This is a genomic window from Sphingomonas sp. (genome assembly GCF_019635515.1).
Lineage (GTDB): Bacteria > Pseudomonadota > Alphaproteobacteria > Sphingomonadales > Sphingomonadaceae > Sphingomonas.
This window is the reverse complement of record NZ_JAHBZI010000001.1, coordinates 304,225-319,181: the sequence shown is the minus strand read 5'-3', so window position 1 is coordinate 319,181 and position 14,957 is coordinate 304,225. Positions and strand designations below refer to the sequence as shown.

Annotated in this window: 15 protein-coding genes and 1 pseudogene; 8 read left to right on the top strand and 8 right to left on the bottom strand. The window is 66.3% G+C overall.

Translation table 11 applies throughout. From position 1 onward, the window contains the following. Positions 1-3: 3 nt before the first annotated feature. Together KF730_RS01630 and acs are read right to left on the bottom strand one after the other, a co-directional pair. Positions 4-513 (bottom strand): O-acetyl-ADP-ribose deacetylase, encoded by a 510-nt coding sequence (locus KF730_RS01630; RefSeq protein ID WP_294091787.1) that lies wholly within the window; start codon positions 511-513, stop codon positions 4-6. Positions 514-518: 5 nt separating this feature from the next. Further along, positions 519-2,456 (bottom strand): acetate--CoA ligase, encoded by a 1,938-nt coding sequence (acs, locus tag KF730_RS01625; RefSeq protein WP_294091785.1) that lies wholly within the window; start codon positions 2,454-2,456, stop codon positions 519-521. A gap of 122 nt (positions 2,457-2,578) precedes the next feature. Between acs and KF730_RS01620 the strand changes: the two genes are divergently transcribed. Genes KF730_RS01620 through KF730_RS01605 form a run of 4 tightly spaced genes read left to right on the top strand, consistent with a single transcriptional unit; the run spans position 2,579 to position 7,352 of the window. Then, complete coding sequence (locus KF730_RS01620; protein WP_294091783.1) at positions 2,579-4,018, top strand: efflux transporter outer membrane subunit; 1,440 nt, start codon at positions 2,579-2,581, stop codon at positions 4,016-4,018. Beyond that, positions 4,008-5,444, top strand: a complete 1,437-nt coding sequence (locus tag KF730_RS01615; RefSeq protein WP_294091781.1) for an efflux RND transporter periplasmic adaptor subunit — start codon at positions 4,008-4,010, stop codon at positions 5,442-5,444. Before KF730_RS01620 ends, KF730_RS01615 begins: the two co-directional genes overlap by 11 nt. Beyond that, the gene (locus KF730_RS01610; RefSeq protein ID WP_294091780.1) at positions 5,431-6,144 is read left to right on the top strand and encodes an ABC transporter ATP-binding protein; all 714 of its coding nucleotides are present in this window, start codon (positions 5,431-5,433) and stop codon (positions 6,142-6,144) included. Before KF730_RS01615 ends, KF730_RS01610 begins: the two co-directional genes overlap by 14 nt. Then, positions 6,144-7,352: an ABC transporter permease gene (locus KF730_RS01605; protein WP_294091779.1), complete on the top strand. Its 1,209-nt coding sequence runs from the start codon at positions 6,144-6,146 to the stop codon at positions 7,350-7,352. Before KF730_RS01610 ends, KF730_RS01605 begins: the two co-directional genes overlap by 1 nt. Positions 7,353-7,389: 37 nt before the next feature. On the opposite strand, the gene KF730_RS01600 is transcribed toward KF730_RS01605, so the two are convergent. Next, the gene (locus tag KF730_RS01600; protein ID WP_294091778.1) at positions 7,390-7,983 is read right to left on the bottom strand and encodes a nucleotidyltransferase family protein; all 594 of its coding nucleotides are present in this window, start codon (positions 7,981-7,983) and stop codon (positions 7,390-7,392) included. Then, a pseudogene (locus KF730_RS01595) lies at positions 7,970-8,359 on the bottom strand (XdhC family protein); the annotation flags it as partial. The pseudogene KF730_RS01595 and the gene KF730_RS01600, both read right to left, overlap by 14 nt. Positions 8,360-8,463: 104 nt before the next feature. Here KF730_RS01595 and KF730_RS01590 point away from each other — a divergent pair. Continuing rightward, positions 8,464-9,504, top strand: a complete 1,041-nt coding sequence (locus KF730_RS01590; protein WP_294091777.1) for a glycerophosphodiester phosphodiesterase — start codon at positions 8,464-8,466, stop codon at positions 9,502-9,504. A 9-nt stretch (positions 9,505-9,513) separates the two neighbouring features. Then, positions 9,514-9,807, top strand: coding sequence for a hypothetical protein (locus KF730_RS01585; RefSeq protein WP_294091776.1), 294 nt, complete (start codon positions 9,514-9,516; stop codon positions 9,805-9,807). A 55-nt stretch (positions 9,808-9,862) separates the two neighbouring features. Here KF730_RS01585 and KF730_RS01580 read toward each other — a convergent pair whose 3' ends face one another. Continuing rightward, positions 9,863-10,621, bottom strand: a complete 759-nt coding sequence (locus tag KF730_RS01580) for an alpha/beta fold hydrolase (RefSeq protein WP_294091775.1) — start codon at positions 10,619-10,621, stop codon at positions 9,863-9,865. 46 nt (positions 10,622-10,667) lie between these two features. Between KF730_RS01580 and phhA the strand changes: the two genes are divergently transcribed. Continuing rightward, positions 10,668-11,534, top strand: coding sequence for a phenylalanine 4-monooxygenase (phhA, locus tag KF730_RS01575; RefSeq protein ID WP_294091774.1), 867 nt, complete (start codon positions 10,668-10,670; stop codon positions 11,532-11,534). Next, on the top strand, positions 11,528-11,770 hold the full coding sequence (locus KF730_RS01570; protein WP_294091773.1) for a hypothetical protein: 243 nt from the start codon (positions 11,528-11,530) through the stop codon (positions 11,768-11,770). Before phhA ends, KF730_RS01570 begins: the two co-directional genes overlap by 7 nt. A 1-nt stretch (position 11,771) precedes the next feature. Here the strand turns inward: KF730_RS01570 and KF730_RS01565 are convergent, their stop codons facing one another. The 3 genes from KF730_RS01565 to KF730_RS01555 form a co-directional block, all read right to left on the bottom strand. After that, positions 11,772-12,737, bottom strand: coding sequence for a 50S ribosomal protein L11 methyltransferase (locus KF730_RS01565; protein WP_294091772.1), 966 nt, complete (start codon positions 12,735-12,737; stop codon positions 11,772-11,774). A 42-nt stretch (positions 12,738-12,779) separates the two neighbouring features. Next, on the bottom strand, positions 12,780-13,481 hold the full coding sequence (locus tag KF730_RS01560; protein WP_294091771.1) for an SDR family NAD(P)-dependent oxidoreductase: 702 nt from the start codon (positions 13,479-13,481) through the stop codon (positions 12,780-12,782). A gap of 106 nt (positions 13,482-13,587) precedes the next feature. Beyond that, positions 13,588-14,952, bottom strand: a complete 1,365-nt coding sequence (locus tag KF730_RS01555) for a methyl-accepting chemotaxis protein (protein WP_294095641.1) — start codon at positions 14,950-14,952, stop codon at positions 13,588-13,590. Between the last annotated feature and the right edge of the window lie 5 nt (positions 14,953-14,957).

Genomic DNA, 14,957 nt, shown 5'->3' with positions numbered 1-14,957 from the left:
GATTCAGATGGCGAGCTCGCTCTTGTACGCATCGGTGATTTCGGCACCGAAGGTCGCGAAAGTCACTTCAAGCGCGGGGTCGGCTGCCAGCGCAATGCGGGCCTCGGCGACCGCGACCGCCGTCGCGGCCGCGACAGGATAGCCATAGACCCCGCAGCTGATCGCCGGGAAGGCCAGCGTGCGGAACCCTTGCGCTCGGGCGATCTCGAAGCAGCGGCGATAGCAGGAGGCGAGGAGTTCCAGTTCGCCATTGCCCCCGCCTTGCCAGACCGGCCCCACGGTATGGATGATATGCCCGGCGGGCAGGCGGTAGCCCTTGGTCAGCTTGGCATCACCGGTCTTGCAGCCACCGAGCGAGCGCAGCTTGCGGCACTCGTCGAGCAGTTCGGGGCCGGCGGCACGGTGGATCGCGCCATCGACGCCGCCGCCCCCGAGCAGTGAGGAATTGGCAGCATTGACGATCGCATCGACGCGGAGACGGGTGATGTCGCCCTCGACGATGCGGAGGCGCATATTGCTCATGTCACGCGGTTGGCGACCAGATCGTCGACGACGGCGGGGTCGGCGAGGGTGGAAGTGTCGCCGAGCGAGGAGACGTCGCCCTCGGCGATCTTGCGGAGGATGCGGCGCATGATCTTGCCCGAGCGGGTCTTGGGCAGGCCGGGCGCGAACTGCAGCGCGTCGGGGGTGGCGATCGGGCCGATCTCGGTGCGGACCCAGTCGCGCAGTTCCTTGCGCAGCGCTTCGGACGAACCGATGCCGGTGTTGAGCGTCACATAGGCATAGATGCCCTGCCCCTTGATGTCGTGCGGCATGCCGACGACCGCGGCTTCGGCGACCTTGGGGTGCAGGACAAGCGCGCTCTCGACCTCGGCGGTGCCCATGCGGTGGCCGCTGACGTTGATGACGTCGTCGACGCGGCCGGTGATCCAGTAATAGCCGTCCTCGTCGCGCCGGCAGCCGTCGCCGGTGAAATATTTGCCGGGATAGGTGCTGAAATAGGTCTGGAAGAAGCGGGCGTGATCGCCCCAGACGGTGCGCATCTGGCCGGGCCAGGAGCGGGCGATGCAGAGATTGCCCTCGGTGGCGCCGTGCAGGACGTTGCCCTCGGCATCGACGATCTGGGGATCGATACCGGGCAATGGCAGCGTCGCCGAGCCGGGCTTGAGCGCGGTGGCACCCGGCAGCGGGCTAATCATCTGGCCGCCGGTCTCGGTCTGCCACCAGGTATCGACGATCGGGCAGGCCCCCGAGCCGACGACCTCGTGATACCAGCGCCATGCCTCGGGATTGATCGGCTCGCCGACGGTGCCGAGCAGCTTGAGGCTCTTGCGCGAGGTGGCGGTGACGTACTGATCGCCCTCGCGCATCAGCGCGCGCAGCGCCGTGGGGGCGGTGTAGAGTATCTCGACTTGGTGGCGATCGACCACCTGCCAGATGCGGCTGGCATCGGGCCAGTTGGGGACGCCTTCGTACATCAGCGTGGTGCCGCCATTGGCGAGCGGACCGTAGACGATGTAGCTGTGACCGGTGACCCACCCGATATCGGCGGCGCACCAGTAGATCTGGCCGGGGCGGTAATCGAAGACCAGCTCGTGGGTGTAGCTCGCCCATAGCAGATAGCCGGCCGACGAGTGGAGCACGCCCTTGGGTTTGCCGGTCGATCCCGAGGTGTAGAGGATGAACAAAGGGTCTTCGGCGCCCATCAGCTCGGGTGGGCAATCGGCGGAGACCGCGGCGGCGGCCTCGTGATACCAGACGTCGCGGCCGGGCTGCATCGCGACATCGCCGCCGGTCGCGCGGACCACGATCACCTTCTCAAGCGCCGGGGCGTGCTTGGCCGCCATATCGACATTGGCCTTGAGCGGCACCTTCTTGCCCCCGCGCCGGCCCTCGTCGGCGGTGATCACGACGCCGCTGTCGCAATCGGTGATCCGCCCGGCCAGCGCCTCGGGCGAGAAGCCGCCGAACACCACCGAATGGATCGCGCCGATCCGCGCACAGGCGAGCAACGCGAACGCCGCCTCGGGGATCATCGGCATGTAGATCGTGACGCGGTCGCCCTTCTGGACACCCTGTCCCTTCAGGACGTTGGCGAACCGGCAAACCTCCGCATGCAGCTGGCGGTAGGTATAGCTGCGCGCCGCTTCCGACGGTTCATCGGGCTCCCACAGGATCGCGACCGTATCACCGCGCTTCGCCAAGTGCCGATCGATGCAATTCGCCGACACGTTGAGCTTGCCGTCGGCGAACCATTCTATGCGGAAGTCGTTTTCGTCAAACGACCAATCGCCAGCGATCTCCGGCCGCTTGATCCAGTCAAGCCGCCGTGCCTGTTCCAGCCAGAAAGTGCCGGGATCGGCCAGGCTGCGACCATGGAGTTTCTCGTAGCCGGCGGCGTCTACACGCGCGTTACGCGCCCATTCTTCGGGAACGGGATAGACACTGTCAGACATTGGGCTCTCCTTGCCCGCCCCTGATAGAAGCGCGGAGACAAATCGCGCAAGCGCAAGCGCTGCGACAAACTGCGACAATGTTTTGGTGGAACAGAACCGCTTGCGAAACCATCTAGCAGGTCATGCTTAACCGCCCTCTCGCCTGGACGCTCGCACTTGCGATGCCGCTCGCCGCCTGCTCGTCGGGGCCGGACTATCGCCCGCGCGCCGCCGCCGAGCTGGGCGTGCCGGACAATTATTCGGTCAAGGCCAACAGCCAAGCCCAGGAAGACCTGACGCATTGGTGGACCAAATTCGACGATCCGATGCTGGCAAGCCTGGTCGATCGCGCCCGCGCCAACAATCTCGACGTGGCGTTGGCGGTGACCCGGCTGCGGCAGGCACGTGAGTCGCTCGCCCAATCGCGCGCGAGCCTGTTACCGGCGATCACCGCCGGGGCGGGCGCCTCGCACAGCCAGGCGATCACCGGGCCCGGCGGTGGCGGCACCAGTTTCTCGATCGGCGGCGACGCCAGCTATCAGGTCGATCTGTTCGGCGGCGTGCGCCGCGGCGTCGAAGCCTCTCGCGCCGGATATGAAGCGAGCGGGTATGACTATGCGGCGGTGCTGATCTCGGTGCAGGCCGAGACCGCGCGCAATTATGTGCTGGCGCGGCTGGCGCAAACCAATCTCGCCAACGCCCGCGATGCGCTTGCGATTTCAGACGACAATCTCGAGATCGCCGGTTTCCGCGTGCAGGCGGGTCTGGTTTCCTCGCTCGATCAGGAACAGGCGCGGGCCAGCCGCGCGCAGACCGCCGCGTCGATTCCCAATCTGGAAGCCAGCTATAACAGCTTCGTCTCGCGCCTCGGCGTGCTGACCGGACAGGCACCGGGCGCGCTCAAGGCTGAGCTCGAGGCTGCCAGGCCGATCCCGCGCGGCCCGGCCAATGTCGCGACCGGCATCCCGGCCGATGCGCTGCGCCACCGCCCCGACGTTCGCGCCGCCGAGCGCAGTCTTGCCGCCGCCACCGCGAATATCGGCGTGGCGACGGCGCAGCTTTACCCATCGCTCTCGATCGGCGGCAGCCTCGATGGCGGCGGGGGGGCGCTATCGACGATCTTCGATGCGATCAGCGGGCGGCTGTTTGCCAACATCGCCCAGACGATCTTCGACGGCGGGCGCCGCCAGAGCCAGGTCCGTTCGGCCGAGGCCGCCGCCGACGGCGCGTTCCTGAGCTACAAGCAGACGGTGCTCGCAGCGCTCGAGGATATCGAGAATGCGATCGTCGCTTTGCATTCGGCGCAGGCGCGCGAGGCCGAGTTCCGCGTCGCGCTCGATGCCGCCAACAACCAGACGCTGCTGGCGCGGTTGCAATACCGATCGGGCCTCACCGATTTCACTACGCTCAACCAGGCCGAAAGCAGCCTGCTCTCGGCGCGCAACGGCATTTCCCAGGCGCAGGCCGACCAATCGACTGCGCTGATCGCACTCTACCTCGCACTGGGCGGCGGATGGGACAGCAATGTCACGCCCATCGCTCCCTTGGCCGCTCCCGAACAGGCTCCCGCAAATGGCAACTGACGCAAAGAAGCTCGACGAATTCCTTGGCACGCCCGCCGTGCCATGGTGGCGTCGCTACCTGAAATGGGTGCTGATCGGAGCCGGCGTACTGCTGCTGGCGCTGCTGGGCTGGCAGCTGTTCGGCACCTCCAGCGAGGTCCGCTATTCGACCGCCGAGGTTGCGCGCGGCAATTTGACGGTGACCGTCTCAGCGACGGGCAAGCTGGCACCGACCAATCAGGTGACGGTGGGCTCCGAACTTTCGGGCCTGGTGGTCAGCGTGACCGCCGACGTCAACGACCGGGTGGTGAAGGGCCAGCCGATCGCATTGCTCGACACCTCGCGGCTCGACGATGCGATCGCGCAAAGCGCCGCCGCGCTGAACGCCAATATCGCGCAGGTGGCACAGGCAGCGGCGACGGTTTCGGAATCGCAGGCGCAATTGGCGCGGCTCGAGGAAGTCAGCCGGCTGTCGGGCGGGCGCGTTCCCGCCAAGGTCGAGATGGAGCAAGCGCGGGCCGCCGTGCAGCGCGCGGTCGCGTCGCAGCGGGCGGCGCAGGCCAATGTCGCCTCGGCACGCGCCGCGCTGTCGTCCAACCAGACGCAGCGTTCGAAGGCGGTCATCCGTTCGCCCGTCAACGGCGTGGTGCTGGTCCGCCAGATCGAGCCGGGCCAGACCGTCGCCGCATCGCTCAACGCGCCGGTGCTGTTCGTGATCGCCGAGGATCTGTCGGCGATGAAATTGCAGGTGTCGATCGACGAAGCCGATGTCGGTTCGGTCCAGCAGGGCCAGACCGCGACCTTCACCGTCGACGCCTTTCCGGGCAAGACCTTCCCGGCGACGATCACCCGCGTCGATGTCGGATCGAACCTGACCGCGAGCGCGGCCAGCGCGACTAGCAGCACGACCACCGCCAATCAGGTCGTCTCCTATGGCGCGACGCTGAGCGTGGCCAACCAAGATCTCAAGCTGCGTCCCGGCATGACCGCGACCGCCGAGATCACCACTAAGGCCAAGCCCGATGTGCTGCTCGTGCCCAATGCGGCGCTGCGCTTCACGCCAGCCGCCACCGATGGAGCGGGCGCGAGCGACGGCAAGAGCGGCATCGCCGGTTCGTTGGTCCCCAGCCGCCCGCGCCGCCGTGGCAATCGCGAGAGCACTTCCACGGTATCGAGTGGCGGCGAACAGACCGTCTATGTGCTCGGCGAAGACGGCAAGCCGCAGGCGGTGAAGGTCATCATCGGCGAAACCAACGGCACCATGACCGAAGTGACCGGGGGCGATCTCAAGCCCGGCATGAAGGTCATCACCGGGCAGCTTGCCGCGAACAGCGGCGGCAAGAGCGGATCGGGCAAGCGGCGCCAGGGCGGCCAAGGCGGCAGCCCGGGCCAGGGTGGCGGCTCGGCGCAAGGCAGTCAGGGCGGAGGTCAGCGTGGCGGACAATGAGCCGCCGCTGATCCGGCTGCAGGGCGTCACCAAGGTTTACGGCGAGGGTGCGACGCAGTTCCAGGCGCTGAAGGGCATCGATCTCGATATAGCGGCGGGAGATTTCGTCGCCGTGATGGGCCCGTCGGGTTCGGGCAAGTCGACGACGATGAACATCCTCGGTTGCCTCGACGTGCCTTCGGCGGGGCAGTTCCTGTTCAAGGGCTTTCATGTCGAGCAATTGGGCCGCGACCAGCGCGCGCTGATGCGGCGGAAATATCTCGGCTTCGTCTTCCAGGGTTTCAACCTGCTGGCGCGTACCTCCGCGCTCGAGAATGTGGAACTGCCCCTCGTCTATCGCGGCGATGCCAAGGCACAGCGGCGCGACATGGCGATGGCGGCGTTGGAGAAGGTCGGGCTCGACAAATGGTGGGATCATACCCCGGCCGAGCTTTCGGGCGGGCAGCAGCAGCGCGTCGCCATCGCGCGGGCGATCGTCACCAATCCCGACGTGCTGCTGGCGGACGAGCCGACCGGCAATCTCGATTCGGAGCGTTCGGTGGAGATCATGGAATTGCTCACCGACCTCAACAAGACCAGCAACATCACCGTGCTGATGGTGACGCACGAGCCGGAGATGGCGGCGTTCGCGCGGACTTTGGTGCATTTCAAGGACGGGCTGGTCGAGCGGATCGAACACAATGACAAGGTGCCGGCCTGATGTTCGGTACCACCTTCCTGCTCGCGCTGCGCTCGATCCTGCGCCACAAGCTCCGTTCGATCCTGACCGCGCTCGGCATCATCATCGGCGTCGCCGCGGTGGTGACGATGGTCACGCTCGGCAAGGCGACCACCGCCGCCGTCCAGCAGAGTATTTCGGCGCTCGGCACCAACATCCTCCAGGTCCGCCCGGGCCAGGGGTTCGGACGCGGCGGCGGCGGGCCGCAGCCGGCCAATTTCGACGAGCAGGACGTGCAGGCCGTGCGCGAGCAGATCGCCGGCGTCACCGCGGTGGCGCCGCAGGCCCAGGCCAGCGGTACCGCGATCCACGAAGGCGCCAACGCCACGACGACGGTCAACGGCACCACGCTCGACTTCTTCCGCGTCCAGCCCTGGCCTTTGGTCGATGGCCGTTATTGGAACCGGGCCGAGGAACAGGCCGGCAAGGGCGTGTGCGTGATCGGCAACACCGTGCGCAAGAACCTGTTCAACGGCGGCGACGCGGTCGGCCAGCGGCTGCGGATCAACGGCATCTCGTGCGACGTGATCGGCATCCTCTCGACGCGCGGCCAGGCCGGGTTCGGCGGCGATCAAGACGATGTCGTGATCATGCCGATCAAGCAGGTCCAGCGCCGCTTCACGGGAAATCGCGAGATACGGCTGATGCTGGTCGGCACCGATCCCGATTATGACAGCGCCCAGGTCCAGGCCGGGATCACCGATCTGTTGCGCGAACGGCGCCACATCTCGGGCGGCAAGCAGGATGATTTCAACATTTTCGATACGGCCCAGATCAGCGCCACGCTGACCGGCACGACGACGCTGCTGACCCAGATCGTCGCGGCAGTGGCGGGGATCAGCCTGATCGTCGGCGGGATCGGCATCATGAACATCATGCTGGTGTCGGTGACCGAGCGGACCCGCGAGATCGGCATCCGCCTCGCGATCGGCGCGGTGGCGAGCGAGGTGCTGATGCAGTTCCTGGTCGAAGCGGTGGTGCTGGCGATGCTCGGCGGGGTGATCGGGCTGTTATTGGCGCAGCTGGCGGTGATCGGGCTGTCGATCGCGGGCGGATTGCCGTTTCTGTTCGATGTGCAGATCAACGTCATCGCCTTCGCGATCTCGGCGATCATCGGCGTGGTGTTCGGCTATTTCCCGGCGCGGCGGGCGGCGAGCCTCAACCCGATCGATGCGTTGCGGCACGAGTGACGATTAAATCCTCCCCCAGCGGGGGAGGATTTGCTTTTCATTTGCCGTCGGTCGGCAGGCCGTAGAGAGCGCGCAGTTCCTCCAGATCCTCACGGGTGTCGATATCGACCAGTTCGGCGGGGGTGGTCACCACATGCCGCCCGGCCTTGATCAGTTCGCGTGCGCCGTCGTCGCCGTCGAGATCGAGCAGCTCGTCGAAGCGGTCCTTGCCGAACAGTGCCGGCGGCATCGGGCGGACGCCGTCGCTGGAAGCGACGATCGTGTCGGGGCCGTTCGCGGCATCGAACAGCCGCATGATGTGCGCGGCGGTGACGCGGGGCATGTCGGCGAGCGCGACCAGCACATAGTCGCAGCCCAATTCCTTCGCACGCGTCACCCCGTGGCACAGCGAACCTGCCTGGCCGAGCGAGGGATCGGGGTTCTGGACGACCGCATATCCCAATGCCGCGAAGTCGAGCCCGGTGTCAGAGACCACCGCGATCCGCGCGCAGAAAGGGATATTCGCGAGCGCGGTGACGACATGGTAGGCGAGCGGCTTGTCGAGGAATTGCTCGTTCAGCTTGTCGCCGTCGAAGCGCCGTGAGCGGCCGGCGGCAAGCAGCACCAGGGCGACATTCTCAGGCTCGACCATGGAAGCTCCGTACCATCGCGGCGGCGATCGACAAGGCGATCTCGGCTGGGCCGATCACGCCTGGATAGAGCCCGGCGGGGCCTTCAATGGCGCGGTCGGGTCTCAGGGCGGTTACGGCCTCGTCGGGCCAGCGGTCGTCGAGTGTCACATCAGGAAAACGCGCGGGCGTCAAAAATCTCCCGCGCGGATCGATGACAGTGCATTTTATCCCGAGCTCGCGGGCGAGGCCGGTCAGCGACTGGGCGATCTGAACCGCTCCGACGATCAGCAGGCGGCGCGGCGGATCGTAACGATTGACGAAGCCGCCCACGCCGATCGCGCTGATGCCACTGGCGGGATCGGTGCCGATATCGAGCGGCGTGCCGGCGGAGCGCGCGGTGGCGATCACGCAGTCGTTTTCGGCCACGCTTCGCCTCGCTCCCGTCACAGATATGCGCTATCGACTAGCGCGTGATGCGGGCACTGGCGAGATCGTTGATTATGGCGGCATGGCTGACTGCGGGGGGCTGCGCGACGACTGCCGAGCACAAAATGGAAACCGGCCCGCTGGTGATCGCCCATCGCGGCGCCAGCGGCGAGCGGCCCGAGCATACGCTGCTGGCCTATGAGCTGGCGATCAAACAGGGTGCCGACTATATCGAGCCCGATCTGGTGCCAACCAAAGACGGGCACCTCGTCGTTCGCCACGAGAACAATATCGTCGAAACCACCGACATCGCCCAGCATCCCGAATTCGCGGCGCGGCGGACGACCAAGACGATCGACGGGGTCAAGGAAACCGGCTGGTTCACCGAGGATTTCACCCTCGCCGAATTGAAGACGCTGCGCGCGATCGAGCGGCTGCCGCAGATGCGCCCGGCCAACACCCAATATAATGGTCAGGCCGAGATCCCCACGCTCGAGGAAGTCATCGCCCTCGCAAAGCGCGCCGGCGCCGAGAGCGGACGGACGATCGGCATCTATCCCGAGACCAAGCACCCGAGCTATTTCGCGGCCTTGGGCCTGGCGATCGAGCCGAAGCTGCTCGCGGCGCTGAAGAAGGCGGGCTGGGACCGCGCCGATGCGCCGGTGTTCATCCAGTCGTTCGAGGTCAATAATCTCAAGGCGCTGCACCAGAAAACAAAGGTAAGGCTGATCCAGCTGATCAAGCCGGCGACCGCGCCCGCCGATGGTTCCTACGCCACCTATCGCGAGATGGCCGAGCCAGCGGCGCTCAAGCAGATCGCGGCTTACGCCTATGGCATTGGCCCCGAGCTGACCCAGATTCTTGCCGCGGACAACAAGCCGACGACGCTGATCGCCGATGCGCACGCCGCGGGCCTCAAGGTCCATCCCTGGACCTTCCGCGCCGAGAACGCGTTTCTCAACCTCGCCTATCGCACGGGAACCGACCCCGCCGAGCATGGCCGATTGCTCGAGGAAATCCGGTTTTTCATCGGCTTGGGCGTCGACGGTTTCTTCACGGATTACCCCTATATCGGTGCCCAGGCGCGCGAGTCCTTCCGGACGCCCGCGAAGTGAGGGGCTGACATGCGCAAGATTTTGTTACCACTGATCATGGCTTTGCCGCTGCTAGCGGGCGGCTGCATCGCCAAGACACTCGTCGATGTCGCGACGCTGCCGGTGAAGGCGGCCAGTCAGGGCGTCGACTGGGCGACGACCAGCCAGAGCGAAGCCGACCGCAATTACGGCAAGAAGATGCGCAAGAAGGAAGCCGCCGAAGGCAAGGCGCGCCGCGCCGCCGACGAGGACGCCCGGTGGAAAGACGCCGAGCTCAAGGAAAAGCAGCGCCAGGACCGCAAGCACAGGCGCGGCGACGATTGATCCTGGTGCTCCAGCGAAAGCGGGAGCCCGGGACCACCAGCCTTCTCGCCCGTGACTAGGCTCCCGCTTCCACAGGAGCGCATGCCCGACCAGCCAAAACTCGCGCCACCGCGCGCAGCGTTTCCGGCTTCATCTGCACGAACAAATGGCTGCTGCTGATCTCGATCGCACGGGCATTGCCGTCTTCGGCTTCGCGGCAGATCAGGCCGTTGACCAGTCCATCGCTGCGGCTCCAGATCGCCGTCGCCGGCACGGGCAGAGGCCGTCCCGCTTCCTCGCGCCGGGCGATCACCGCCGCGTCGCCGATCTTCTCGCCGGTCAGCCATTCGAACTGCCGCCAGACATTGGTCGCGGTCGGCGGCCCGGCGAAGGGCGAGCTGATCGTGATGACTTCGCGGACCAGCTCGGGATGCCGATGCGCCGCCAGCCGGGCCATGATCCCGCCCAATGAGATGCCGATCAGCGTGACCTTTTCGCCGGTTTCGGCATGGATCGCGGCGATGCGCGCGATCAGCCGCTCATTCTCGTTGCCGACGGTGCGCACGCCGAGATTGCGCTTCAGCCCCCAGCCATAGGCGCGGTAGCCGAGCTTGCGAAGCATGTGCCGCAGCGCGGTGTTCGAGCGATCGGTGTTGAACAATCCCGGCAGCACCAGCACCGGGCGGCCGTCGCCGGGCGGCAAATCCTTCGCCCAGCTGCTCCCGGCCAGCCGCATCAGCGTCCACGCCGCGCGCGGCCATTCGAGCGCGATCGCCAGCTTGGGCGGCGGCTCGGCGGCGGTGCTCGGCAAAAGCCTGTCCAGGGTTCGCGTCATGATCCGTATCATTTGGTACTTGTCGCGATCATGCTATGCCTTGCCGATGGCTGAAACCACCCACGTACTGGATCGTCCTCCCGAAGGCTCGGCCGCCGACTGGACGATTCCGCAGAATTGGGACGCATACACCGCCGAAGAACACGCCACCTGGGATACGCTCTACGCGCGTCAGGCGAAGTTGCTCCCCGGCCGCGCGAGCAAGGCGTATCTGAAGGGCCTCGACGCGCTGAAGCTGTCGAACGGCGGCATCCCCAATTTCGAGCAATTGTCCGAGCGGCTGATGAAGCTGACCGGATGGCAGGTCGTCGCGGTGCCGGGTCTGGTGCCCGACGATGTGTTCTTCGATCACATGGCCAATCGCCGCTTCGTCGCCGGCAATTTCATCCGCCGCCCCGATCAGCTCGACTATATCCAGGAGCCCGACGTCTTCCACGACGTGTTCGGGCATGTGCCGATGCTCGCCGATCCGGTGTTCGCCGACTATCTCGAAGCCTATGGCCGCGGCGGAAATCGCGCGCTGGAGCTGGGCGCGCTCAAGCAGCTCGGCCGGCTTTACTGGTACACGGTCGAGTTCGGGCTGATCGAGGAAGAGGGCGATCTGCGCATCTACGGCTCGGGGATCGTATCGAGCTTCGCCGAGAGCATCTTCGCGCTGGAGGATCCGAGCCCCAACCGGATCGGCTTCGATCTCAGGCGGGTGATGCGCACCGATTACCGGATCGACGATTTCCAGCAGAATTATTTCGTGATCCCGAACTTCGACGAGCTGCTCCGCGTCACCGTCGAGACCGATTTCGCGCCGCTCTATCGCGAGCTGCTCGCACAGCCGGATATCCCGATCGCGACGATCCTGCCGGAAGATCGCGTGATCACGCGGGGGACGCAGGCATATGCGAATGCGAAGTGCTGAAATGGCTCGCTGGTTTGGGGCGCGCCGATCTCACGCCTCGACAAGTTTCCAACGCGCTGCGTGACTTTCTCGATGGCAACAGCGGCCAGTGGGATTGGGACGACTTCATCTCGATACCGATCAGAGATCGAACATTGGATGCCATCCGCCTCAAGTCGTTGGCGGTTAATCTGCCTCTAGATGATGAAGGCAAGGCGGTACTTCGCCGGCTACTGGCAGAGGCTGAGCAGCTTTAGCTCACCAGCTTCCGAACCCCGGCGCCTCGCCCTTGCCGCGGCTCATGCGCGTCACGCGATCCGCGCCGAAGCGGTGGCGCTTTGCCAGAATCAGCGTCGGCCAGTCGCCGCGGTCGATCCGGGCGACCAGACGCAGGCCCTGGCGGCGATAGGCGCGCGCCACCGTCTCGGCCTGCGAGTGCAGCAGGCCAGCCAGCACCAGCGTCCCACCCTCCGCCAGCGCCATGCCGATCGTCGGCGCCAATTCGGTGAGCGGGCCGGCGAGGATGTTGGCGAGGATCAGATCATAGGGAGCGCGGCCGATCAGCAGCGGATGTTCGAGGCCCGGCGCGACCGCCAGCGACAGCGCACCGCGACCGCCGCCCAGAGCCACACCGTTCAACCCGGCATTCTCCGCCGTCACGTCGATCGAGCGTGGATCGATATCCGATGCGGTCGCATAGGCGCGCGGCCAAAGATGCATCGCGGCAAAGGCGAGCAGGCCGGTGCCGGTGCCGATATCTGCCACATTGTCGAAGCGCTTGCCCGCCGCGGCGAGGTCGCCGAGCGCGATCAGGCAGCCTGAGGTGGTCTCATGGGTGCCGGTGCCGAAGGCGAGGCCGGCATCGATCCGGTACGCCTTGGCGCCAGCTGGCACCACGCCCTTGTTGGTTTCGGTGTGGACATAGAAGCGCCCGGCATGGACCGGCTCGATCCCCGACTGGCTGAGCGTCACCCAGTCCTGATCGCGAATTTTCTCGGGCGCCGCGCGCACCGCCGCGGAACTGGGCACCAGCCGCCGGACCGCATCGATCATGCCGCTATTGGGCTTGCCGTCGAAATAGGCTTCGAGCTGCCAGCTTTCCGGATCGTCGGCGATCGTCTCGCTGGTCAGCAGCACCGGTGCCGGATCGAGATCGATTTCGCCGGCGTCGATCGCCTCGGCCTCGTCGCGGGTGCAGGGGAGTGTGAGCTTCCAGCTGCTCATCGCGGAATCCTTGTTGTCGCGGCACGGCGGGAGCCGCGCAAATTAACGCACATAGCTCGCGCCGTTGATGTCGAGCACCGACCCGGTCATCGATGGCGGCGCCTCCAGCGCGCAGAAGCGCGCCAGCGTGGCGACTTCAGCGGTTTCGGCAACGCGGCCCAAGGGAATGTCGGCAAGCAATTTATCGCCGCCGCGGCTGGCGAGATATTCCTCGGCCATGCCGGTCATGGTGAAGCCGGGGCAGATCGCGAAGGCGAGGATGCCGTCGCTCGCATAGCCGCGGGCGATCGACTTGGTCATGCCGACCATGCCGGCCTTGGATGCGGCATAATGCCAGTGCGCGGGCGAGTCGCCGCGATAGGCGGCGCGGCTGGCCATGTTGACGATGCGGCCGCCGCGCTTTCCCTTCTGCCAATGGAGGATGGCGAGACGGCAGAGTTCGGCGGAGGCGGTCAGATTGACGCGCATTGTCCGCTCCCAATTGGCGACCCAGGCGGCATCGTCTTGGGCGATCGGGTTGCTTTCGAAGATGCCGGCATTGTTGATCAGCACGTCGATGCGGCCATCGAGCGCATCGAGGGCCTTTTGCCACAGCGACCCGGCGCCGCCGGCGCTGTCGAAATCGGCGGCGATGCCGCTGCTGGTACCGTGACCGATCAGGCGAACGTCATCGTTCGCGAAGGAGTCCGCGATCGCCGCGCCGATGCCGCGGCTGCTGCCAGTCAGGAGGATATGGGTGGCCATCGGTTGCGCTTAGCCGCTCCCGTGCTCCCGCGAAAGCGGGAGCCTAGGGCCATTGGCGTTACCATTGCGATCCTGGGCTCCCGCTTTCGCAGGAGCGCTGGGTTGGTTAAGCCGCCACGCTGCTCGAGAAGCTGTCCGCCGCGTCGCGCAGGCGGTGCAGCTTGTCATCGACTTCGGTCACGTCGCGCTGGAGCGTGTCGATCTCGCTGGTGACCGATTTGGTGTCCTCGCGGATCGCACCGATCGTCGCCGACATCGAATCCGCGGCGAGCGCGGTCTCATCGACGGCGGCGGTGATCGCGGTCACGGTCTGCGCCTGGATCTCCATCGCGCTGCGGATGCGGTGGGCGCTTTCCTGAACTTCGCTGACGGTCTCGCGGATCGAGACATTGGTCTCGACGGTCGAGCGCGTCGCCGACTGGATCGCGGCGATCTTGGCGGCGATGTCGTCGGTGGCGCGCGCGGTCTGGTTGGCGAGGCTTTTCACTTCCTGCGCGACCACCGCGAAACCACGGCCGGCATCACCGGCACGGGCGGCCTCGATCGTCGCGTTGAGCGCGAGCAAATTGGTCTGCCCGGCAATGTCGCGGATCAGGCCAAGGATCGATTCGATCGACTTGGCATGATCGGAAAGCGCCTCGCTGGTGCCGACCGCAGCCCCCGCCTGTCCCGACGCGCGGGTGGCGATCTCGGCAGCGGCCTCGACTTCCATGCGGGCGTCCTCGATGGCCCGGATCAGGCCCGCCGCCGTCGATGCCGCCTCGCGCATCGCAACCGCCGATTGCTCGGCGGCGGCGGCAACCTCGCTGGCCTTGCCAAGCATGCCACGCGCCGAGCTCGACGCGCCCTGCGCCTGGACACGGATACGGTTGCCGGCTTCGGTCGCGCTCTGGATCGATTCGGCGATGCTCGCCTGGAATGCGATCGAACGGCCCCGGCGATCCTCGTCGGCTTGGGCGGCGTCGCGCGCGCCGAGATGACCCGCCATCAGGTCGGCCTCGGCCATCGCCATGCGCTGCACGACGTCGCAGAGCCGGCCGAGCGTCTCGGCATCGCCCTTCAGCTCCTCGCGCAGAACGCGCATCGTCTCGCTATGAGCATAGGAGAAGGCGGCGATCACCGCCGGCAGCGGAATCCCGGCCCGATAGGTCTCGGCGGCGTAGCCGCACACCATCTCAACCCATTCCTCGCTGAACGGCTTCTCGAACTTGAGCGTGCCGTAGATCGTGCCCCGCGCGATCTGCTCTTCATAGCTTTCGGGATTATCGAGGATCCCTTGCACCGGTGCGCTCGCCGGCAGCGCCTTGTAATGCCGCCAGAAGCCTTCGGCGATCTCGCGCTGACGCGTGCCGACCAGTTTGCAGATCTCGCGGCAGCCGGGCTCGATCGCGCCATCCCAGTCATATTCGCGGCGATGATCGGCCACCGAACGGCTTCCGCCGGTCCAATGCCCAGGTTCGCGCTTACCCATCATCT

Coding starts and splice junctions, on each gene's coding strand:
- KF730_RS01630 (WP_294091787.1), bottom strand. CDS start 513: ATGCGCCTCCGCATCGTCGAGGGCGACATCACCCGTCTCCGCGTCGAT.
- acs (WP_294091785.1), bottom strand. CDS start 2,456: ATGTCTGACAGTGTCTATCCCGTTCCCGAAGAATGGGCGCGTAACGCG.
- KF730_RS01620 (WP_294091783.1), top strand. CDS start 2,579: ATGCTTAACCGCCCTCTCGCCTGGACGCTCGCACTTGCGATGCCGCTC.
- KF730_RS01615 (WP_294091781.1), top strand. CDS start 4,008: ATGGCAACTGACGCAAAGAAGCTCGACGAATTCCTTGGCACGCCCGCC.
- KF730_RS01605 (WP_294091779.1), top strand. CDS start 6,144: ATGTTCGGTACCACCTTCCTGCTCGCGCTGCGCTCGATCCTGCGCCAC.
- KF730_RS01600 (WP_294091778.1), bottom strand. CDS start 7,983: ATGGTCGAGCCTGAGAATGTCGCCCTGGTGCTGCTTGCCGCCGGCCGC.
- KF730_RS01590 (WP_294091777.1), top strand. CDS start 8,464: ATGGCGGCATGGCTGACTGCGGGGGGCTGCGCGACGACTGCCGAGCAC.
- KF730_RS01585 (WP_294091776.1), top strand. CDS start 9,514: ATGCGCAAGATTTTGTTACCACTGATCATGGCTTTGCCGCTGCTAGCG.
- KF730_RS01580 (WP_294091775.1), bottom strand. CDS start 10,621: ATGACGCGAACCCTGGACAGGCTTTTGCCGAGCACCGCCGCCGAGCCG.
- phhA (WP_294091774.1), top strand. CDS start 10,668: ATGGCTGAAACCACCCACGTACTGGATCGTCCTCCCGAAGGCTCGGCC.
- KF730_RS01565 (WP_294091772.1), bottom strand. CDS start 12,737: ATGAGCAGCTGGAAGCTCACACTCCCCTGCACCCGCGACGAGGCCGAG.
- KF730_RS01560 (WP_294091771.1), bottom strand. CDS start 13,481: ATGGCCACCCATATCCTCCTGACTGGCAGCAGCCGCGGCATCGGCGCG.
- KF730_RS01555 (WP_294095641.1), bottom strand. CDS start 14,952: ATGGGTAAGCGCGAACCTGGGCATTGGACCGGCGGAAGCCGTTCGGTG.